Here is a 21774-nt window from a genome sequence, read left to right on the forward strand (position 1 = left end):
AAAGAGGTGTACTAGTTGAATTTTTTGTGGGGGCTTTTAGGGGTAGTTGTGGTGTTGGGAATTGCATTTCTTTTATCTAATGGAAAGAAATTGATTAATTACCGGACTATCATTGTTGGTTTAACTATCCAAGTGACATTTGCATTTGTCGTCTTGAAATGGGAAGCGGGGAGAGCGGGGTTAATATGGTTTTCCGGACTCGTGCAAAATGTTATTGACTATGCGGGAGAAGGGGTTGCATTTCTTTTTGGTCCGGCAGCGGATGTTGAAGGATTCGGTTTTGTCTTTGCATTCCAAGTTTTGACAATCATCATTTTCTTTTCTGCCTTGATTTCCGTGTTATATTATCTTGGAATTATGCAGCTGGTAATCAAGTTAATCGGAGGTGCTTTATCGAAACTGCTTGGCACGAGTAAAGCGGAATCGGTGTCTGCGGCGGCGAATATATTTGTCGGACAGACGGAAGCTCCACTGGTCATCCGTCCATTTCTGGCAAACATGACAAAGTCAGAGCTTTTTGCAGTTATGACAGGGGGTCTAGCATCTGTTGCGGGTTCTGTTCTCGCGGGTTATGCACTCTTGGGAGTTCCACTTGAGTATTTGATTGCAGCAAGTTTCATGGCTGCACCTGCCGGGTTAGTGATGGCAAAAATATTGATACCTGAAACCGAAAAGTCGGAAGTTGCCGATTTTGAGATGGGTAAGGATCAGGAATCGGTAAACGTTATTGATGCTGCAGCGCGTGGGGCAGCGGATGGATTAAAGCTCGCTCTCAATGTGGGGGCAATGCTACTGGCGTTCATTGCGCTAATCGCTTTAATGAATGGAATGTTAGGCGGACTCGGCAAGTTTATCGGTTTTGAATCGTTGACGGTTGAGGGGATTTTAGGCGTTGTATTTGCACCGCTTGCGTTTGCTATTGGTGTACCTTGGTCTGAGGCGGTCATAGCAGGCGGATTCATCGGTCAAAAGCTCGTGTTGAATGAGTTTGTCGCATATGCGGCATTCGCGCCTGAAATTGCTTCACTTAGCCCTAAAACGGTCATCGTCGTCAGCTTTGCGCTTTGCGGCTTTGCAAACTTAAGTTCATTGGCAATCCTTCTTGGAGGTTTAGGTTCTCTAGCGCCAAGTCGACGTCCTGACATTGCAAGACTGGGTATTCGTGCGGTGGCAGCGGGGCTGTTAGCCTCGTTATTGAGTGCTGCTATTGCAGGGATGTTTATCTAATTTATTGTTTATATGAAAAGGAGCTTGGGTTAACCAAGCTCCTTTTCATATATTCTTTTTGTCTAAAGTATCTCTTGCTAATAACACGTGGCGGTCATAATACGGCTTATGCCGGTCATAATCAAAGCCATGGCGAGCATAACAGGTCTCATGGCGGTCATAAGTGTGCTCGTGGCGAGCATAACGAGCTCTATGGCGGTCATAACCGGATGAACGATTATTGTTACAGCAAGAAATGCCTTGAACCTGAGGGGCAGTAACGTATACAGTTCATTGTTTGTTCCTGTAGACGAGAATCAAGCGCGATGCTCTTTGTAATTGTGTATGTTCGTGATATTCCCTAGCCGAGCAATTTCTTCATCTGTTGTTTTTTTCTCGTAAGCGATAATCGAATCGAGCAATTGCTCAGTTGTGCGCGCACCAACGAGGGCGGATGCCACTGTTTTATCATGAAGGGCGAAAGCGATTGCCGCCGCGTGTAGGTCAACTGATTGTTCACCTAGCGCATGGACAGTACGTGTCAATTCACCCGCATCATACTCTACAAATCCATTCGCTTTTACAGCTCTTGTCAAGCCTTCAGATGTCAAGAAGCCTTTTGCAATCGTCCCTCTCGTAACAACAGAGGCGCCGGCTTCGTGGATCATTGGAAACCATTCTTCTGGTCTGCGGTCAAGCAGATTATATTGCATCATGACAGAGACCGCCGAACTAGTATCCAAGAATCGTTTAATAACATTTGGGCGAATTGAAGAAATACCATATTGACGAATAAGCCCGTCTTTTTTTAAGCTTTCAAATGCATCAATTGTTTCCGTCACATTGTCTTCCATTGTCCCGCCATGAAGCTGATAGACATCGATATAATCAATGTCGAGGCGCAATAGACTTTGTTTGACGGCCTCCATAATATGCTCTTTAGAAGAATCCCATGTCCATCCTTCACCACCTGGATTCATTTTATTGCCGGCTTTCGTCGCAAGAATAATGTCGTTCCGTCTTCCTTTTAGCGCTGATCCCAGAAGTTCTTCATTTTTACCGCCATTATACAAATCGGCTGTATCAAAATAATTGATGCCTGCGTGAATGGCGGCGTCGACGATGTTTTTCGATTCAGTTAAGTCACCTGGCAGCGACATGCAACCGAGGCCAATTTCGGAAATGTATAGACCACTTTTACCCAACTCTCTTTTCTTCATGAAAGCACCCCCTGTTTTGTTCATGTCTAGACTTCAGCGCCTAGCACCTAGGCCCACACGAAGTGGGTCATGCAGCTATTGCGACAGGACGTCGCGAACTTAGGCTGCCTTCCTCTGTCGCTTCAGTCCTTAAGTTAAAGGCAAAGATCGCCTTTATCTTAAGACCCTTCGACGTACAGGACATACTAGTGCCGACGTCGCCACAGGACGTGGCGAATTTAGTCGGCCAGCGCATTTCGGGTCTACCAAGGCGCTTGCGCTTTTCTTCATGGTACAATGACGTCACACTATTATCCATAAAAAGGAGTCGGAAGCGATGAGTAAATATGAAGAAAAGACAATTTCAGGTGAAACAGTTTATGAAGGGAAAATTATTACACTGCGTGTTGAGGAAGTGGAACTTCCAGATGGTAAGAAAGCGACACGTGAATTGATCAAACATCCGGGGGCAGTTTCCATCATTCCGATTACTGCTGACGGGAAAATTGTGCTCGTTGAACAATACCGAAAAGCGCTGGAACGTACACTTATTGAAATTCCAGCGGGGAAAATTGATCCGGGTGAAGAACCTGCAGTGACGGCGGTCCGCGAACTGGAAGAGGAAACGGGGTACGGGGCGAAAGAATTTACCTACATTCAGTCCTTTGCAACGTCTCCTGGCTTTGCAGATGAGGTAATTCATATGTATTTAGCACAAGATCTTTATAAAATAGAAAATCCTGCTGCTGGAGATGAAGATGAATTCATTGGGCTACTAGAAGTTACACTTGAAGAAGCAGAAGAAATGGTTGCCTTAGGAAAAATTTTCGATGCAAAAACTGCGTTCGCTGTTCTTTATGCTAAAAACCTTTTAACAAAGTGACCTAATTTTGAACGGACAAGCATATGTTGAACCAATCGGGCTTTTACGGCCAGTTGACCCCTATTTACGCTTTATTCTTATGCCAAACTCTTGATTGGGGTTTTACTGCCCGTTAATGCGGGATAAACTATGCGGAGGTGCAGCTATGGTCCGTTCTTTATCGTTCATTCACTTATTTGTCATTCTTGCGATTGGCTTTATCGGAGGAGCGCTCTTATTTCGTGAGATGCCAGCGACTGCGGTAGAGAGGGTAGTTACATTTTATGATGCTCGGGTCGTTTTAGGACATGATGCAGGTTATATTAAACCTGTTGGTATGGCAGCCCTATTTTTCATCATTGCGTTTATACTGGCGATGTTTAGGAAAACAAGATTCACAGTATTATTTTTCGGGGCAGTGAAATGTGTTCTTTTCGGCTTGTCATCTTCCTATTTACTAGCTTCCGGTACGAAAATAATGGCCTATTCAATTTGGTGGTTTCCGTTTCAGTTCCTTATTTGTTTTCTATTTCTAGTGTATTGTGCGATCCTAAGTCCACCTTACTTTATGCGTTCCACGATGGGGAAAGGGCCCAATAAACGCGCATTACCAACGATAATTGGCATTTCGATTGCCATACTTGCTATCGAAATTATCGTCTTTCAATTCATTTTTAAATAGAATATATTCGTCCTTAATTAACTGTCTGCTCCCTTTCTGTTGTCATAAGGAAAGACCATTTGTTATAATGGAGTCAGTTTGAGGGGGGCGTCGTATGGAGAGCCGAATCGATCGGATAAAAAAACAATTGCATGGGGCCAGCTACAAGCTGACACCTCAGCGCGAAGCGACGGTTTTGGTCCTCCTTGAGCATGAGGAAGACCATCTGAGTGCTGAAGATGTATTTTTGCTAGTCAAAGAGAAAGCACCGGAAATCGGGCTTGCAACCGTGTATCGTACGTTGGAATTGCTAACAGATCTTAAAGTAGTCGATAAAATCAATTTTGGTGACGGTGTATCGAGATATGATCTGCGGCAGGAAGGTGCTGCTCATTTCCATCATCATCTTATTTGTATCGAATGTGGAACAGTGGATGAAATTCAGGAGGATCTTCTCGGAGATGTCGAAAAGATCGTTGAAAGCCGCTTTGAATTCGCTATTAAAGACCATTGGTTAACGTTTCACGGTATTTGCAAAAGATGTAAATCCGATGTGGATGAAAGTGAAAAGTGAGATGAGGGATGGCATAATGCTGTCCCTTTTGTCGTTGGACTTAAACCTGTACTAACCGAAGGGGGGAAAGGGATTTGATCAAATTAAAGGCAGATGGAAACTGTTTTTCAGTTTCCCGCTGGTTATGAAAGACATCCGTTTTGCGCTTGAAGATTATATGCACTTCCTAAAAGTGGAGCGGCAGTTGTCGGGAAATACAATTATTTCATATAAGCGAGACCTTGCCGAATATCTAGACTATATGGAACGGGTAGGTTATAAGTCGATGGATGATGTAGATCGTCCCGCTGTAGTGGGACATTTACATCAATTAAAAGAAGGCGGGAAATCGGCTAGGACCGTCTCTAGACATATTTCGTCAATCCGTTCATTTCATCAATTCCTTCTTCGGGAAAAGGTAACGACTAAGGATCCGACAGTCCATTTAGAGCTTCCGAAACTTGAACAGAAATTACCACGTGTTTTATCAATGGAAGAAGTAGATAGACTAATCGAGGCGCCAGATTGTTCAAAGCCGCAGGGTGTCAGAGATACTGCATTGCTTGAAGTTTTGTACGGGACGGGAATGCGTGTAAGTGAACTGATTGGACTTAATATGGATGATATTCATCTCTCGATGGGATTCGTCCGTGTATTTGGTAAAGGCGGGAAAGAGCGGATTATTCCGCTTGGTGGGAAGTCAATTACGGCGTGTAAGCGGTATATCGAAGAAGCACGACCGATTTTCATCGCAAAACAAAAAGGCGCTGAGGCATTATTTGTCAATATGAGGGGAACTAGGCTAACAAGGCAAGGCTGTTGGAAGTTGTTGAATGGACATGGCCTAAAAGCGGGTATACAGAAAGAGCTGACGCCACATATCTTGCGTCATACGTTCGCTACGCATCTCATCGAAAATGGAGCGGATCTGCGGGCAGTTCAGGAAATGCTTGGTCACGCGGATATTTCCACAACACAAATTTATACACATGTCAGCCGTTCAAGGTTGAAAGAGGTCTATGTGAAATTCCATCCAAGGGCATAGAATTTTACAAAATTATTTAATTTTAAGGAGGACTAACTCATGGGGAAACAACAATTTAAACGGGTTCATCTTATTGTGCTCGATTCTGTGGGAATCGGTGAATCACCGGATGCTGCTATTTTTGGTGATGCAGGTGCAAATACGCTAGGACATATCGGAGAAGCAATGGAAGGCTTACATATGCCGAACATGGGCAAACTTGGTCTTTCCAACATTAGTGAAATTAGAGGTATCTCCATTGTGAATGAACCACTTGCTTTTTACGGTAAAATGCAGGAAGCATCTGTCGGGAAGGATACAATGACGGGTCATTGGGAAATAATGGGTCTCAACATTGATAAGCCATTTAAAGTATATCCAAATGGTTTCCCACAGGAATTAATTGCGGAACTTGAACAACGAATAGGACGTAAAGTGATTGGTAATAAACCGGCTAGTGGTACCGCAATCATTGATGAATTTGGTGAGGAACATATGAAGACTGGATCAATTATTGTCTATACGTCTGCGGATCCAGTGCTGCAAATCGCTGCGCATGAGGGGATCATCCCAATTGAAGAACAATACCGGATTTGTGAAATTGCGCGTGAGTTGACATTGGAACCGGAATTTTTAGTTGGTCGTGTCATTGCACGTCCATTTGTAGGAGAACCGGGCAACTTTACACGAACAACGAACCGACATGATTACGCTCTCAAACCATTTAATCGTACAGTTATGAATGAATTGGTGTCTGCGGATTATGATGTTATGGCGATTGGCAAAATCGCGGATATATTTAACGGTGAAGGCATTAGCGAATCCGTTCGAACCGTGAGCAATATGGACGGCGTCGACAAATTACTGGATGTTATGAAACAAGACTTCAAGGGTCTCAGTTTCACGAATCTCGTTGATTTTGATGCGTTATTTGGTCATCGGAGAGATCCGCTTGGTTATGGCTTAGCGCTACAGGAGTTTGATGTAAGGTTGCCAGAAATCTTAGCAGCGCTGCGTGATGACGATTTGCTGATCATTACAGCGGATCACGGCAATGACCCAACTTATCCAGGTACTGATCATACCCGCGAATATGTCCCGCTCGTGGTCTATTCGCCTTCGTTCAAAACTGGGGGGGAAATGCCACTGAACGAGACTTTTGCAGATATTGGTGCTACGATCGCGGACAATTTTGATGTGAAAATGCCTGAGTTTGGTAAGAGTTTCTTGAATTTATTAGAGGGAAAGGTGTGATGAAGTTGTTCAGAATGGTAGATGTAATTGAGAAAAAGCGAAACGGCGAAGTTCTTACAAAAGAAGAAATCACTTTTTTTGTAAATGGCTATACAGTTGGTTCCATCCCGGATTATCAAGCAAGTGCGTTTCTGATGGCGATCTATTTCAAAGGAATGACTGCTGAAGAACAGGGATACTTGACGATGGCGATGGTTGAATCTGGCGATCAAATCGACTTATCTGCAATTGAGGGGATTAAAGTCGATAAACATTCTACAGGCGGAGTTGGAGATACGACGACATTAATCCTGGTGCCTCTCGTCGCGGCATGCGGCGTTCCTGTCGCTAAGATGAGTGGCAGGGGTCTTGGCCATACAGGCGGGACGCTCGACAAGCTGGAGGCCATAGAAGGGTTCCATATCGAATTGACAGAAGAACAGTTCGTCAAGCAAGTGAATGATTTGAAATTAGCGGTCATCGGTCAAAGTGGCAACTTGACGCCTGCTGATAAAAAACTCTATTCATTACGCGACGTGACAGCTACTGTTGACAGCATCCCGCTCATTGCCAGCTCAATTATGAGCAAGAAAATTGCTGCTGGTGCAGACGCGATTGTTCTCGATGTGAAAACCGGTGACGGTGCATTCATGAAAACAGAGGCAGACGCGAGAGCACTGGCTCACTCGATGGTGGCGATAGGTAAACAAGTCGGTAGAAATACGATGGCGATCATTTCTGATATGAGCCAGCCGCTCGGGTTTGCAATTGGGAACTCACTTGAAGTGATTGAAGCGGTTGAAACGCTAAAAGGGAATGGTCCTGAAGACTTGACGGAACTATGTCTCGTTCTTGGCAGCAAGATGATTGTAGCGGGAGGAAAAGCTACTTCAGTCGAGGAAGCTAGGGACATGCTGAAAGCGGTTATTACTGACGGTTCAGCTCTTGAATTGTTTGGTAAATTGATTGAAGCGCAAGGCGGAAATGGCGCTATCATTCACGATACATCTTTATTACCGACAGCGAAATATCAAATTGAAGTACCTGCACTGTCATCGGGTTATGTAACGAAGATGGAAGCGGATGACATTGGCGTTGCCGCAATGCTTCTTGGTGCGGGTAGAGCGACAAAAGATGATGAGATCGATCTTGCAGTAGGTATAGTGCTTACTAAAAAAATCGGAGATGCTGTGCAAGTGGGAGAACCACTTGCGATTATCCATTCGAATACGGAAAGTGTAGAACAATCCATGACACTGATCCAGAAACATATAACGATTGGTAAGGAAGCAGTGGCAAGCCCGCGTCTCATAGGCGACATGATTACGGGCTAATAAGTAGTTGAAACTCAAAGCTACCCTATCAACCAAACTTGGTTGATAGGGTAGCTTTTTGAAATTAAGAAATCGATCATAACCGCAGTCGGACCAATCATATCCATGGCCTCGACCGACAATAACTCCCTAAAAATATTTCTTTTTCCAATGGATGTGTAAATCGTTTGGAAGACGTACATACTTTCATCAGTAGTGAGCAATGTCGAAACATAAGAACTTTGCGCTGACTGTGACTAGTTCTGTCAGGCGAAAGGATTTCGCCCTTCAAATGTGGAATAATTCGCATGAAGGAGGGGTTTCAGCATGGCTGACATCGAAATTATTGACAATGGGATTTTAATTGCGACACTGCAAGGGGAATTGGACAATCATGAGGCAAATCGAATCCGGTCCCACATTTCATCAGCTATTTATAGCGGACAAGTCCGGGCGGTTATTTGGGATTTGACGAGGCTTGGATTCATGGATAGCGCAGGAATCGGGCTCATTCTTGGAAGGATGCGCGATTTAGCACCTGTGGAAGGGGAAACGCTCATTTTGAATCCGTCTACGACAATGGAAAAGATATTCACATTTTCTGGTCTTGGACCAAATATAAGGCATTGCACGGTCGATCTAGCGATCGGGGAAATCGGAGGGGTATTACATGAACAATGAAATGACGTTATCATTCGTCGCAATAGAGGAAAACGAAGCACTGGCACGGATGGCAATGACCTGTTTTATAACGCCGCTGGACCCTACTATTGAAGAAATTTCAGAATTTAAGACCATTGTGTCGGAAGCTGTAACGAATGCCATCATTCATGGCTATGAATGTGATGGCAAAAGCCTTGTCACTGTTCACGCTGTGATTGAAGAGAACAAAGTTACGATGACTGTCCGCGATGAAGGCTTGGGTATTTTTGACGTAGAACAGGCGATGGAACCGATGTTTACCACACGGCCCTTCATGGAGCGATCGGGTATGGGATTTACGATAATGGAAAGCTTTGCCGACAGTTTGTCAGTCGAATCTGTATTAGGAAATGGAACAATCGTCAAGTTCGAGAAAACGTTTTCTCCGGTCCCGGAAGCAAGCAGAATGAGGTGACCCATGGACGCATCCGTTGAAATAAAACCGGCATTGTTGACCCAAGAAAAGATGAGGGAACTCATTAAAGTTTCACAAGAAGGTGATAAAGAAGCGAGAAGGATGATGGTGGAGGGAAATACGCGGCTTGTCTGGTCCATTGTCCAGCGGTTTGCTTCCCGTGGCGCCGACCCCGAGGATTTATTTCAAATTGGTTGTATCGGTCTTATGAAATCAATCGATAAATTCGATTTATCGTATGAAGTGAAATTCTCTACTTATGCGGTACCTATGATTGTCGGAGAAATCCAGCGTTTTCTAAGAGATGACGGGATGGTGAAAGTAAGTCGGTCCATCCGCGAACTTAGTTTCAAAATCCGTCATGCAACAGATGATTATATTAAATTGCATGGCAAATCGCCATCAATTTCGGAAGTTGCAGCAGTCCTCGAAGTGTCCGTTGACGATGTCGTTCTGGCCTCTGATGCTTTACGCGATCCCGCGTCACTTCATGAACAGTTATATGAAAGTGAAGGGGATAGCTTAACGTTGATGGATCAGTTGCGAGATGACAGGTCTGAAAGAGTGTTCGACCATATCCCGCTGCGTGATGTCATTTCTAAATTAAATAAACGAGATCAAACAATCATTTATATGCGCTATTATCTGGATTGTACGCAAAGTGATATTGCAGAGAGAATTGGTATATCACAAGTCCAGGTGTCACGACTTGAAAAGAAAATCTTAGCCCAATTGAAATTATGGATGGGTGTTGATTCGGAAGAAACTATACTAAATGTGAGGACGGATTAAACTAATGGAAAAGCTATTCCAATCGGTGAATGAAGGGGAAGAGTGGTTCTATACCTGTTTCGGTAAAGATAAGACGTTCGATGCTACTGCCAGATCATTGCATCTTTGGGATATGCCTGCTCTGTTGCTTTATATTAATGGACTCATAGACGGTGATACAATCACGACTTTATTGACGGAAATGCAAGGAGCTAGAGAAGTGGAGGACGAAGACCAGGAGGATGGAGGGGAACGATTCCTCTCCTTTTTTCCGTATCACGCCGTTTCAAATGTGAAAGATCGAAACGAATTGCTTACCTCGATATTAAGCGGACAAGCTGCCTTCGTCACACCTGAGGGCTATGTATTTACCATCGATATTCGATCTTATCCTGGCAGGCAACCTGCAGAACCTGACAATGAAAAAGTCGTTAGAGGATCAAGGGATGGATTTACGGAGAATCTTATCCAAAATACCGCGCTAATCAGGAGACGACTTCGTACCGAGGATTTACGATTTGAAATGCATAAAGTGACGATGAATGGAAAGACAGATGTATCAATCACCTACATGCAAGGGGCGGCGAGTGAAGAGCATCTTACTTATATCCGTGAAAGGCTGGATGCCATTCACCACGATGGACTGACAATGACGGACAAATCTCTTGAAGAGTTTTTGTTCAAACAGGGTTTTCATCCAATGCCGTTCGTTCGTTTCACGGAGCGTCCTGATATATGTGCGGCACATTTATTGGAAGGGCATATCGCAATCATCGTGGATACATCTCCCTCTGTCATACTTGCACCGGCCCCATTATTTCATCATTTGCAACATGCGGAAGAATACCGCCAGGCCCCGCTTATTGGGACGTTTGTCAGGATTATGCGTTTATTTGCGGCTGCCATGAGTCTTATTCTTTTACCTTTTTGGTACTTGCTCGCAACGAAACAACACTACTTACCTGATTTCCTCAGTTATATAGGACCAAAAGATATCGGGGAAATTCCATTACTTGTTCAGCTTCTTATCGCAGATGGCGGGATCGAGATACTTCGTATGGCGGCTATTCATACGCCGACACCGATGTCGACCGCGATGGGACTTGTTGCGGCGATTGTCATTGGACAAGTAGCGATAGACGTTGGTCTTTTCACCCCTGAAGTTGTTTTATATGTGGCTGTAAGTGCCATTTTCACATTCTCAATTCCCTCTTACGAATTAAGCCTTACGACAAAAATTTTCAGAGTTTGTATTCTGTTGTCGACTGCGCTACTCGGAGCACCTGGCTTTTTCTTGTCAGTCGCAGTACTTTTCTACTATTTATGTGCATTGAAGCCAATGGGTGTACCCTATTTATGGCCCGCTGTACCGTTCTTTCCAAAGGCGATGTCACGTGTCATTATTAGGTTTCCGATGACTTCCGATGCCCCTAGACCGTTTATAACAGACTCTCCAGATAGGGATCGTGTTTCTTAGATCATTGCCTCTACCCTTCCTTATATGATAAAGTTTTAGTTATCTAATTCGAGAGGGGAAGGCAACATGCATCTTTATGGAACACAATCAGTCAACGAACGTGGACATCTGACAATTGGTGGCACGGATACAGTTGATCTTGCGCATACTTATGGAACACCACTTAACGTCTATGATATTGCCTTGTTCCGTGAACGGGCAAGCGCCTTTAAGAAGACATTTGAAACGATGGGCATCCGTGCACAGGTCGCTTATGCGAGTAAAGCATTTTCGTCCATTGCTATCTACGAGATTGCTGAACAACAAGGACTTTCTTTGGATGTCGTTTCTGGAGGGGAATTGTTTACAGCAGTATCTGCGGACTTCCCGCGCAATCGAATTCATTTCCACGGCAACAATAAAAGCTACACTGAATTACAATACGCTTTCGATGAAAAAATAGGTTGTATCGTCATTGATAATTTTTCTGAAATCGAACTAGTTAAGGAAATTGCTGAAGCCCGTAAAGAATCTATGAACGTGCTTATCCGGGTAACACCGGGAGTGGAAGCATCTACCCATGACTATATTACGACGGGGCAGGAAGATTCGAAGTTTGGATTTGATTTGAAAAATGGCCAGACGGATGAGGCTTTCCTTCAGTTGTACAAGCATCCTTACATCAATTTATTGGGTATGCATTGCCATATCGGTTCTCAAATATTCGAAACAGATGCGTTTCGTTTAGCAGCAGAGGCACTCATGAATAAGATGGTTGCTTGGCGCGATAATCACGAATTCATCTGCACAGTTCTGAACTTAGGTGGCGGATTTGGTATTCGTTATACTGAGGAAGACAAACCGCTTGAACCGTCAGTATACGTCGAAGAAATGGCGACCGTTGTACTCTCAATGACGCGCAGTCATAACTACCCATTGCCAGAAGTTTGGATTGAGCCCGGCAGATCGCTTGTTGGGGATGCAGGTACTACTCTGTATACTGCTGGAAGCTCAAAAGAAGTGCCTGGTATTCGGAAATATATTGCAGTAGACGGCGGAATGTCGGATAATATTCGACCGGCGTTGTATGGTGCGAAATATACTGCAGTTTCGGCAAATCGTATGAATGAACCTCACGTCGATAAAGTGACGATAGCGGGGAAATGTTGTGAATCAGGGGATAAGCTTATTGAAGAGGCTCAGCTCGCTAATCCGACTGAAGGGGACATCATCGCTGTATTCTGTACAGGTGCTTATGGTTACTCTATGGCCAGTAATTACAACCGTCTTCCGAAACCGGCAGTCGTGTTCTGTGAAAATGGACAACATCAGCTTGTCGTCCGCAGGGAAACTTATGAAGACGTTGTCAGATTAGACATTCCGTTGCAACTAGTTAGAAGGGGGGAGAGGATTTGAGAAAACGCAACATCCTTCTTTTCATCTTCATTGTAGTTGCAGCAAGTATGTGGGGAGCGGTATACTGGAAGTTCATCATGCCAATCATTGATCCACGATAGAGTAAAACTTCAATCAGAGGGAGCAATCCCCCTAGCGAGACAGCGAACTCGGTGGAATTTCTTTATGTCATTTTATATAAGCCTTGAATGGGGCTCTTACTGCCTGTTACTGCGCGATAAAGGAAACTGCTTATCATTGGGAAATGTAGTTAGTACTATCCAATGTTCAAAGTATTTTCAGAAAAGAAGGGATTCAATTGATACTTTTACGTTATAAGAAAACATATGAAAAAATTGCGATGGGTCTACTCTCTTTTATGCCGGGCGATAAAACCGTCAAGAAATTGCAGGAGTGGATTCACCGCTATGAAACAGATGATAGTTGGCAATTATATCTTTTGAAAAAAGATGAGGATTTCATCGGTTTGATAGGGATCGCAATAGGAGAAGAAGCTTATACATTACAGCATCTTTCTGTCAATCCATCTTTCCGTGGTGAAGGAATTGGTCAGGAAATGGTAATGAAGCTGCAAGCACTCTTCCCTGATAAAGCGTGTATTGGAACAGAAGAAACCGATTTATTCTTACAGAAATGTAAGCCTAAAGAAGAAGGTTCTGACAATTAACGTCTGCCCTTCGTGTTGATGGATAAGGGCTGACGGGCATTGTGGTAACATTGATGTTGTAAAGTCGTTTTCCATTGCCTCAATCACTTCGTTTTCGGTGGTATGGTAAAGGTGACCGTAAGTATTCACTGTGATGTAAACGTCCTTGTCGCCAAGTCTTTTTGTAGCAACGGAAATAATAATTCCATTGTTAATTAAGGTAGGTTGCATGCAAGTGTCATAAATCATGTATGCGGATTCGTATAACACCCGCACGTTTGATGTACATAGCATAACGTCTATTAAGTGTCGTTCTTGCAAAGCTGTCGTAAAACTCTCCGAATACAACATAGGAGAGTTTTGGGGCAGCTTCTTTTTTGATTTTTCAAGCGGTTTTATATTCATGCGAATTAGGCTCTTTTAAAATGGATGTAATCCCAGATCAAATCAAGCGATTCGCTTTTTTGCACTCTGATTAACTCTACTTCGCCTATTGAATAGAATTTATTCGAAATCTCTTCACTTTCATCTGGAGAAAGACATGGATTAGTCGAGGCGATGATTGCTCCTATTTATTACTTTATTACTCGATAGTGGTCTTATCTGGTAAAAAAACCTTAATAATATGGACTTATTCGCCTTTTTCGTCATAAGCATATATACTATAAAACCATTGGTACTACTGACTTTTAGGGTTAAAATGTTTTCAATGCTCAGTCAATTAGTGTTTACCCTTTTTCTTTTCTTCGCGTTCCCGAAGAATATCACTGCGGTCTCGAAGCATATGTTTATGAATGACAGCATCGCTGCCGAATGGAAGAAGTGTCATAGATTGTTCCATTTTACTAGCCAGGTCAGAAATGCTAGTTGATAGGCTAGTGATTTGGAATGATTCGAATGGCAGATTATGTTCCAACCGGTTGACTGCTTTTGTTACATCGTAAACTAACTTGTCAACATCAATTTCTTCCGTGAATACAGGATAGTTAGCAAGGAAAGTCGGAAACTTTGTCATTGCTTTGTTTAGTGTACGGGATGCTCCTGTATTATTACCTCTGCGCCAATGATACATACCTGTAGCAAGGAGGATATAGGTTGCCAACGGGTGATCTTTATCGCTGTCTGGAATGGATTTCCAATACTCTTCCAGTACCTCGTGGCATTCAAAGTAGTCTTGATTGCTATTGAAATAAACAATAAAATTTACGAATAGCGGATGATGATACGGATGCATGTAATCAGTCCTTTCCATAGTCTGAAAGATAGGTAGGTGTCACGGAATGACATATCAAGTGAAATTAGAGGCTTTTGAAGGGCCACTAGATCTATTATTGCATTTAATCAACCGACTTGAAATTGATATATACGATATCCCGATGGCGGAACTGACAGCGCAGTACATAGAACACCTCCAAGCGATGCGCGTATTGCAATTAGATGAGTTAAGTGAATATCTTGTTCTTGCAGCAACGCTGATTGAAATTAAGAGCAAATTGCTTCTACCTGTCCATGAAGGCGAAGAGTTTGATGACGACTTTGACTTCGACTTGGAAGATGATCCTCGTGACGAGTTAGTTGCTCGCTTGATTGAATACAAAAAATATAAAGAGGCAGCAATTAGTCTGAAAGAATCTGCAGATGAGCGATCTGGTCATTTTACCAAACCACCCGAAGATCTTACGGAGTTTGGTGATATTGTGGCGAGTGAGTCGGATGAAAATTTGAACGTTTTCGATTTAATTGGTGCATTTCAAAAGATGCTTCACAGAAAACGTTTGAAGGCACCTATGACAGCAAGTATTTCTAAGACGGAAGTATCGATCAGTGAAAAGATGGATGAAATTATGGCAATACTAGAAAAAGGCGGCGGGAAATGTAATTTCTATGCCTTATTTGACAAGGGCGAGACCACAGATCTAGTCGTAACTTTTCTATCATTGCTTGAATTGATGAAACGGCGAGACATCATTGTCAGTCAGGCAGGTAATTTCGACGATTTGACAGTGGCGTACCGACGGGAGGATGAGTGAAATGGAATTTAAAGACCGTTTGCCCGGGATGATTGAAAGTTTTTTATTCATCGTAGGGGATGAAGGGTTAACGATTAAACAGTTAATCACCCTAACGGAGTGTAAAGAATCAGAAGTAGCTAAGGCACTTGATAGGCTGTGCAAGAGTTATGAAGAACGCAAAGAGAGCGGCATTATGCTGAAGCAGTTTGGAGGGGCATATCGTCTAGTGACGAAAGCTGATTTCGCTGAGGATATAAAACGGTTGTTGGAAAATCCATCTCCGAAATCTATGACCCAGGCATCTCTTGAAGTATTGGCGATTATCGCATACAGGCAACCTGTGACGCGTGTTGAAATCGACGATCTAAGGGGTGTCAAATCCGAGGGACCTATTAACACGCTTATTGCCAAGGGACTCATAATGGAAAAAGGCCGATCGGAAGGAAGTGGACGAGCGATTCTCTTTGGCACAACAGACTTGTTCCTGGATCGTTTCGGGTTGGCATCACTAAACGGGTTGCCACCCCTTTCCCAGGAAGAAGAAGGAGAAACGGTTGAAACAGACTTGTTTATGACAAAGTTCCAAGAAGCGTTTGCGATGGAAAATGACGGAGGAGGAAACATTTCTTGAAACGGGCGATAATCGTTGTCCTATTTTTCACGTTACTTGTTGGCGGAAGTTTGAAAGAAGTCGCTGCGTCAGGCCAATCATGGGCCGTTATTGACGCTGACACGGGCAGATTGTTGGAAGGTCATAACGAAAACGTTAGATTGCCGATTGCCAGTCTAACAAAAATATGGACGGCGTTTACGTTCATTGAAAGTGTAACAGCGCCCGGAGATGTCGAAATTTCACCACAAGCTGCTTCGACTGAAGGATCGTCCCTTTATTTACCGCAAGGGATGAAGATTGAAGCAGAAGCCCTGCTAACTGGCCTGATGCTACGGTCGGGCAACGATGCGGCACGTGCGCTAGCAGAACATGCGGGTGGTTCAATGGATGGCTTCGTGGACCTGATGAATGACAAGGCGCTGGTGTATGGATTAAATGATACTGTCTTTTCGAATCCGTCAGGACTGCATGATGAACGTCATTTATCTACTGCATACGAAACGGCATTGATGTTGCACTATGCGATGCAAAATGACCAGTTCCGCAAAATTGCTACCACAAAGAATTTTAGTTACCAGGGGAAGGATCAGGCCTATAGCTGGCGCAATAAACACCGGCTCATTCATTCTGAACCGACAGCAATTGCAGGAAAGACTGGCTTTACAAAAGCCGCGGGTAGGACACTTGCAACCTATTTTGAGAAAGATGGCAAAAATATCATTGTTGTCACACTGAACGATGGAGACGATTGGAATACACATAGAAGTTTAGCCAATAAAGTGTTTTCCTCTTTCAAAATGGTGACTGTCGCTAAAAAAGGGGTATATGATATTCTTCCTGGTGTAGAAGCGGAGCTGGCTAGGCCCATCCGCTTATTGTTGAAAAAAGGGGAGAAATCGAACTTGTCGAATGTCCTTATTATCCCCCGTGGGAAAAATGAAAAAAGTACAGGGCATTGGACCGTGTCACTCGGCGATGAGCCACTGATTACGGCGGAAGTCCTTATAAAACAATGAAACATTGTCAACGGCAAAAAAAACAATAAACTTCAAGCATTTATTAATTGGAAAAATGCAATTGTGACGGTTTGGGGAAGACTGACGCTATATAGGTCAGTCCTCTTTTCATTTACTACAAAGTGTGACATAATTTTTTAAAAGGTAAGAAAGTATAAGTTTTTTGACCTGGAACAGTGTCTAGACTTCAGGCGCCAGCCGCTAGGGTCATAAGCAATCCAGCTATGTGGCAAAAAGCGCCACGTCGCTGGATTGACTTATGCCTGTCGCGTCTAGCGGGCGCCTTACGCTTTTCTTACAGAATGAAGATGGGGTGACGTAATGGAAAGATTACAGAAAGTGTTGGCACAAGCAGGCGTGGCATCACGTAGAAAATCAGAAACACTAATTGTAGCAGGAAAAGTTAAAGTGAACGGTGTCGTCGTAACAGAGCTTGGAACAAAAGTATCTAGTTCGGATCGTGTAGAAGTTGAAGGCGTTCAGCTTGTTAAAGAGACTTACGTCTACTTCTTATTATATAAACCAAGAGGGATCATTTCGACAGTGGATGACGAGAAAGGCAGGAAGACAGTATTAGACCTATTCCCGCAAATCGAACAACGAATTTTTCCAGTTGGGCGTCTTGACTATGATACATCCGGCGTTATTATCATGACGAATGATGGAGATTTCTCTTACTTAATGACACATCCGAAATTCGGTATTAAGAAAAAGTATATTGCGAAAGTAAAAGGAATTCCTGGTCGTGAAGCGCTGCGCAAGCTTGAGACTGGAATTGACCTAGAAGACGGCAGAACTGCCCCTGCACATGTGAAAATGCAGTCAGTAGATAAAAAAAGTGAATCTGCACTTATTGAGATTACAATACATGAAGGCAAAAATCGTCAAGTACGCCGCATGTTCGATGCGATTGGATGTCCTGTCCAAAAACTTCGTAGGGAATCATTTGGTAACGTAACGACTCACGGTTTAAATGCTGGAGACGCACGGGAACTAACAAAACATGAAGTGAAACAGCTACGTGTCCTCGCAGAAACAGGTAAAATAGGCTGATTTCGATTCAATTGTTCACAATCCCTTCAATTATGACCCGTCTTTACATAGGTCTATTTGTTATAATTAAAGGCAGAACTTATTTATCGTAAGGGGGCAATACGTATGGCTAAGGCGGGGCAAAAGAAAACACGTCTTATTATAAGGACAATTGTCCTATTACTTCTCGTTTCGGCAGTTGTTTATACAATTGCATCGAAGGATAAAGTAAAGGTATTAGCGGTAGGGGATAAAGCACCGGATTTCGAGCTTGTCGATTTGGAAGGCAATAAACATCGGTTATCTGATTACAAAGGTGAAGGAGTTTTCCTGAATTTCTGGGGAACTTGGTGCGGGCCATGTAAAAAAGAAATGCCGTATATGGAAAATCAACATAAAGCATTCGAAGAAAAAGGTGTCAAAATCCTTGCTGTGAATATCGCCGAATCTAATTTGAAGGTTGAAACGTTCAGGGATCAGTATGGCCTAACTTTCCCTATCGTTATTGATAAGGACAAGAGTGTTAAGGAAGCCTATAATATAGTGCCACTTCCAACGACCTTCCTCATCAATAAGGATGGAAGAATAGAGAAAATTATAACAAGGGAAATGTCTGAAAAAGAGATTATTTCACTCATGGAAAGCATTCAACCCTAATAAGGAGTAATCCAAAATGAGCAAAATCAAATGCCAGTGCGGTCATGATAATCCATTTGGCACAGTGCTTTGTGAGCGATGTGGTCGACCGCAAACTGAAGAAGCGAAAGAAAGTAAACTTGTTGATATGCGCTACGAAGGTGCTGCAAGAAGATCGCAGACGTATAAACGGTCAATCATCGATAAAATATGGAATTTCTTTTCAAGTGTGAAAATTGGAATCAGTATTATCGTTGCGGTTCTCGCGACAGCTGCGATAGGTACGATTTTCCCGCAAAAGTTGTACGTGGCCGCATCAACTGAGGCGGAGTATGCAGCTTATTACGAACGGCTTTACGGATTAGCGGGCACAATTTATTACAAACTTGGTTTTCATGACATGTATAATAGCTGGTGGTTCATCACATTGGTGGGGATGCTTGGAACTTCAATCATTATCGCCAGTGTTGACCGGGTTATCCCGCTTTATAAGTCATTGAAAAAGCAACGTACGAAACGCCATCCTTCATTCATGAAGAAACAGCGAATCTATGGCGAAGGACTGTCAGAAGATCCAGAAGCCGCACTTATAAAAGCGGAGGAGAAACTGAAGGAACTTCGTTACAATGTTAAGATTGAGGACGGAGCAATACTAGCAGAGAAAAACCGTTTTTCAAGATGGGGCCCGTACGTCAATCATTTAGGGCTTATCATTTTCCTATTTGGTATTCTACTGCGCGGTATCCCCGGGTTTTATGTTGATGAAACAATGTGGATTCGCGAAGGGGAAACGCGCTCTATTCCTGGCGCAGAAGGTTATTATTTGGAAAGTAAAGAATTCATCATGGAAAACTACACAAAAGAGGAAGCCGATGAGGTATTCGGTGATGCGCTCGAACGTGTAGGCATGATTGCGAAAAATTATCAAACAGATGTCGCTTTATTCCAGACGCCTGAAGGCGGTCTCCCGGGATCCGATCAAATGGACTTCGTAAAAGATTACTCCATCATTGTCAATAAACCGTTGAAGTTTGATGGATTCAACGTCTTCCAAATGGATTTTCGTTTAGATGAATTAAAATCCATGACATTCCAATTAACTGAAAAAGCTACGGAATCCTCACTTGGCGAGTTTACGGTAGATCTTACTAATCCGGGCCGTGAATATGAACTTGATAATGGCGCACGCGTTATTTTGAGCGATTATTATCCGGATTATGACGGCGTTAAAGATGGAGAGCCGGTATCTAAATCTCCAATACCGAACAATCCTGCATTCATCTTTAAAATGGTGACGCCGGCCAAACCGGAGGGTGAAATGAGTTTCGTCGCCATCAAACAAACTCTTGAAACGGAAGTCAACGATTATAAAGTGAAATTCATCAGTGCTGAAACCCGCGATATATCCGGGCTTACGGTACGTAAAGATAAAACATTATATCTTCTACTTTTAGGTGGAATTATCTTTATGATTGGTGTTTCGCAAGGAGCTTATTGGAACCATAGACGGATTTGGATTCAAAAAGGGTCTAATGGTGAGCTGCTGATAGCTGGCCATACGAATAAAAACTGGTTCTCCTTGAAAAAAGAGTTGGATCAAGTGAAAGACGTTGCAAATTTACCTTCTTATGAAGACAGACAGGACAAGGAATCTATCTTGCAGGATAAGGAAGTGGACAAAGTATAATGGGACTTGCATCGTTAAGCTCCAACTTGTTGTTTGTTTCATTTATCGCTTACCTCGTCGCGACGCTATTTTTTGGCGGTGCGGTGAAGGGTGCTAAATCTGAAGCAACTTATAAAAATAACCGGTGGGGAAAAATTGCGATTACCATTACGGTCATCGGTTTCATTACCCATGTCGGCTACTTCATCACACGCTGGATGGCATCAGGTCATGCTCCAGTAAGTAATATGTTCGAATTTACGACAGCATTTGGAATGATGCTTGTCGGGGCGTTCATTCTTCTGTTTTACTTATATAGAACACCATCACTGGGCTTGTTTGCTCTACCAATCGCGATTATTATTATCGGCTATGCAAGTATGTTCCCAAGAGAAATAACACCACTAATTCCAGCACTGAAAAGTTACTGGTTGACAGTTCATGTAATTACAGCTGCACTAGGTGAGTCGATTCTCGCGATTAGTGCTGTAGCGGGACTGATTTATTTATTGAAGAATATCGACATGACGAAAAAGTCGAAACAGCGTTTCTGGCTTGAGGCGGTTATTTTCACGCTTATCTTAGTAGTCGGTTTCGTATTATCTTCGTCTACGTTTAAATTGACAGGCTATGAAGCAGAGTTCACTTATATTGATAAAAATGAACAACCTGCTAAAATCGAGTACAATTATCCACCACTTTTCGGAATGGCTGGCTACGAATCGCTTACACCAGATGTGATGACGCCGTGGGCTGAGATGCCTCCAATCGTCAATGCGAAGACGTTGACGACGTTCGTCTGGTCAGTGGCAAGCGGAATTCTTCTTTACTTGATTCTTAGACTCATTTTCCGTCGTCCAATTGCAACATTGTTGCAACCATTCGCTAAAAAAGCAAATTCGCAATTAATGGATGAAATTGGATACCGGGCAGTTATGATCGGTTTCCCTATCTTTACACTGGGTGCACTCATCTTCGCTATGATCTGGGCGCATGAAGCGTGGTCTAGGTTCTGGGGATGGGATCCAAAAGAAGTATGGGCGCTTATCACATGGTTATTCTATGCTGCATTCCTTCACTTGCGTTTATCACGCGGTTGGGATGGCGAAAAATCGGCATGGCTTGCGGTTATCGGTTTCGTCATAATCATGTTTAACCTGATTGCAGTGAACTTGATTATTGCTGGTTTGCATTCATACGCTTAACTCATTAAGGCTGCCTAGTAGTTAGATAACTACTAGGCAGTTTTTGTGCGCCCAGCATGGGCGTAATCTATAGGGTGGAAGTCCCGAACTGTGAAGGTAGAAGTAACAGTTAGCTTAACGCAAGGGTGTCCATGGCG

General features: G+C 43.2%; 22 protein-coding genes. 20 read left to right on the plus strand and 2 right to left on the minus strand.

What is annotated here, in order from left to right:
- Nucleotides 1-15: 15 nt before the first annotated feature.
- Nucleotides 16-1227 carry a NupC/NupG family nucleoside CNT transporter gene (locus tag I2484_RS14515; protein ID WP_207151756.1) on the plus strand — a complete coding sequence of 404 codons (1212 nt, stop codon included), beginning with the start codon at nt 16-18 and terminating at the stop codon, nt 1225-1227.
- A gap of 296 nt (nt 1228-1523) precedes the next feature.
- On the opposite strand, the gene I2484_RS14520 is transcribed toward I2484_RS14515, so the two are convergent.
- The gene (locus I2484_RS14520) at nt 1524-2426 is read right to left on the minus strand and encodes an aldo/keto reductase (protein ID WP_207151757.1); all 903 of its coding nucleotides are present in this window, start codon (nt 2424-2426) and stop codon (nt 1524-1526) included.
- Between the two features lie 316 nt (nt 2427-2742).
- On the opposite strand from I2484_RS14520, the gene I2484_RS14525 reads away from it, so the two are divergent.
- The 12 genes from I2484_RS14525 to I2484_RS14580 all read left to right on the plus strand — a co-directional run bounded on the left by I2484_RS14525 (nt 2743) and on the right by I2484_RS14580 (nt 13478).
- The gene (locus I2484_RS14525) at nt 2743-3288 is read left to right on the plus strand and encodes an NUDIX domain-containing protein (RefSeq protein WP_207151758.1); all 546 of its coding nucleotides are present in this window, start codon (nt 2743-2745) and stop codon (nt 3286-3288) included.
- Nucleotides 3289-3433: 145 nt separating this feature from the next.
- A complete protein-coding gene (locus I2484_RS14530) occupies nt 3434-3949 on the plus strand; it encodes a hypothetical protein (RefSeq protein ID WP_207151759.1) in 516 nt (171 codons plus the stop codon).
- A gap of 94 nt (nt 3950-4043) precedes the next feature.
- Nucleotides 4044-4502: a ferric iron uptake transcriptional regulator gene (fur, locus tag I2484_RS14535; protein WP_207151760.1), complete on the plus strand. Its 459-nt coding sequence runs from the start codon at nt 4044-4046 to the stop codon at nt 4500-4502.
- Between the two features lie 124 nt (nt 4503-4626).
- The gene (xerD, locus tag I2484_RS14540; RefSeq protein WP_207151761.1) at nt 4627-5526 is read left to right on the plus strand and encodes a site-specific tyrosine recombinase XerD; all 900 of its coding nucleotides are present in this window, start codon (nt 4627-4629) and stop codon (nt 5524-5526) included.
- A 39-nt stretch (nt 5527-5565) separates the two neighbouring features.
- On the plus strand, nt 5566-6759 hold the full coding sequence (gene deoB, locus I2484_RS14545; RefSeq protein WP_207151762.1) for a phosphopentomutase: 1194 nt from the start codon (nt 5566-5568) through the stop codon (nt 6757-6759).
- A complete protein-coding gene (locus tag I2484_RS14550; RefSeq protein ID WP_207151763.1) occupies nt 6759-8072 on the plus strand; it encodes a pyrimidine-nucleoside phosphorylase in 1314 nt (437 codons plus the stop codon). The genes deoB and I2484_RS14550 overlap by 1 nt, the downstream gene beginning before the upstream one ends.
- Nucleotides 8073-8378: 306 nt before the next feature.
- The gene (locus I2484_RS14555; protein WP_207151764.1) at nt 8379-8732 is read left to right on the plus strand and encodes an anti-sigma factor antagonist; all 354 of its coding nucleotides are present in this window, start codon (nt 8379-8381) and stop codon (nt 8730-8732) included.
- Nucleotides 8722-9168 (plus strand): anti-sigma F factor, encoded by a 447-nt coding sequence (spoIIAB, locus tag I2484_RS14560; RefSeq protein WP_207151765.1) that lies wholly within the window; start codon nt 8722-8724, stop codon nt 9166-9168. The genes I2484_RS14555 and spoIIAB overlap by 11 nt, the downstream gene beginning before the upstream one ends.
- A gap of 3 nt (nt 9169-9171) precedes the next feature.
- A complete protein-coding gene (locus I2484_RS14565) occupies nt 9172-9960 on the plus strand; it encodes a SigF/SigG family RNA polymerase sporulation sigma factor (RefSeq protein WP_207151766.1) in 789 nt (262 codons plus the stop codon).
- Between the two features lie 4 nt (nt 9961-9964).
- Nucleotides 9965-11416 carry a spore germination protein gene (locus tag I2484_RS14570; protein WP_207151767.1) on the plus strand — a complete coding sequence of 484 codons (1452 nt, stop codon included), beginning with the start codon at nt 9965-9967 and terminating at the stop codon, nt 11414-11416.
- Nucleotides 11417-11482: 66 nt separating this feature from the next.
- The gene (gene lysA / locus I2484_RS14575) at nt 11483-12811 is read left to right on the plus strand and encodes a diaminopimelate decarboxylase (RefSeq protein WP_207151768.1); all 1329 of its coding nucleotides are present in this window, start codon (nt 11483-11485) and stop codon (nt 12809-12811) included.
- Between the two features lie 301 nt (nt 12812-13112).
- Nucleotides 13113-13478, plus strand: coding sequence for a GNAT family N-acetyltransferase (locus tag I2484_RS14580; protein WP_207151781.1), 366 nt, complete (start codon nt 13113-13115; stop codon nt 13476-13478).
- A 700-nt stretch (nt 13479-14178) separates the two neighbouring features.
- Here the strand turns inward: I2484_RS14580 and I2484_RS14585 are convergent.
- Nucleotides 14179-14691, minus strand: coding sequence for a DUF309 domain-containing protein (locus tag I2484_RS14585; RefSeq protein ID WP_207151769.1), 513 nt, complete (start codon nt 14689-14691; stop codon nt 14179-14181).
- A gap of 46 nt (nt 14692-14737) precedes the next feature.
- On the opposite strand from I2484_RS14585, the gene I2484_RS14590 reads away from it, so the two are divergent.
- The 7 genes from I2484_RS14590 (at nt 14738) to ccsB (ending at nt 21637) form a co-directional block, all read left to right on the plus strand.
- Nucleotides 14738-15487, plus strand: coding sequence for a segregation/condensation protein A (locus I2484_RS14590; protein ID WP_207151770.1), 750 nt, complete (start codon nt 14738-14740; stop codon nt 15485-15487).
- A 1-nt stretch (nt 15488) separates the two neighbouring features.
- Nucleotides 15489-16100, plus strand: coding sequence for an SMC-Scp complex subunit ScpB (gene scpB / locus I2484_RS14595; protein ID WP_255551456.1), 612 nt, complete (start codon nt 15489-15491; stop codon nt 16098-16100).
- Nucleotides 16097-17098: a D-alanyl-D-alanine carboxypeptidase family protein gene (locus I2484_RS14600; RefSeq protein WP_207151772.1), complete on the plus strand. Its 1002-nt coding sequence runs from the start codon at nt 16097-16099 to the stop codon at nt 17096-17098. The genes scpB and I2484_RS14600 overlap by 4 nt, the downstream gene beginning before the upstream one ends.
- 321 nt (nt 17099-17419) lie before the next feature.
- The gene (locus I2484_RS14605) at nt 17420-18151 is read left to right on the plus strand and encodes a pseudouridine synthase (RefSeq protein WP_207151773.1); all 732 of its coding nucleotides are present in this window, start codon (nt 17420-17422) and stop codon (nt 18149-18151) included.
- A gap of 105 nt (nt 18152-18256) precedes the next feature.
- The gene (gene resA / locus I2484_RS14610) at nt 18257-18787 is read left to right on the plus strand and encodes a thiol-disulfide oxidoreductase ResA (protein WP_207151774.1); all 531 of its coding nucleotides are present in this window, start codon (nt 18257-18259) and stop codon (nt 18785-18787) included.
- A gap of 16 nt (nt 18788-18803) precedes the next feature.
- Complete coding sequence (gene resB, locus I2484_RS14615; RefSeq protein ID WP_207151775.1) at nt 18804-20453, plus strand: cytochrome c biogenesis protein ResB; 1650 nt, start codon at nt 18804-18806, stop codon at nt 20451-20453.
- Nucleotides 20453-21637, plus strand: coding sequence for a c-type cytochrome biogenesis protein CcsB (gene ccsB / locus I2484_RS14620; RefSeq protein WP_207151776.1), 1185 nt, complete (start codon nt 20453-20455; stop codon nt 21635-21637). Before resB ends, ccsB begins: the two co-directional genes overlap by 1 nt.
- The last annotated feature ends 137 nt before the right edge of the window (nt 21638-21774 follow it).

This window comes from Sporosarcina sp. E16_8 (genome assembly GCF_017347095.1).
Classification (GTDB): domain Bacteria; phylum Bacillota; class Bacilli; order Bacillales_A; family Planococcaceae; genus Sporosarcina.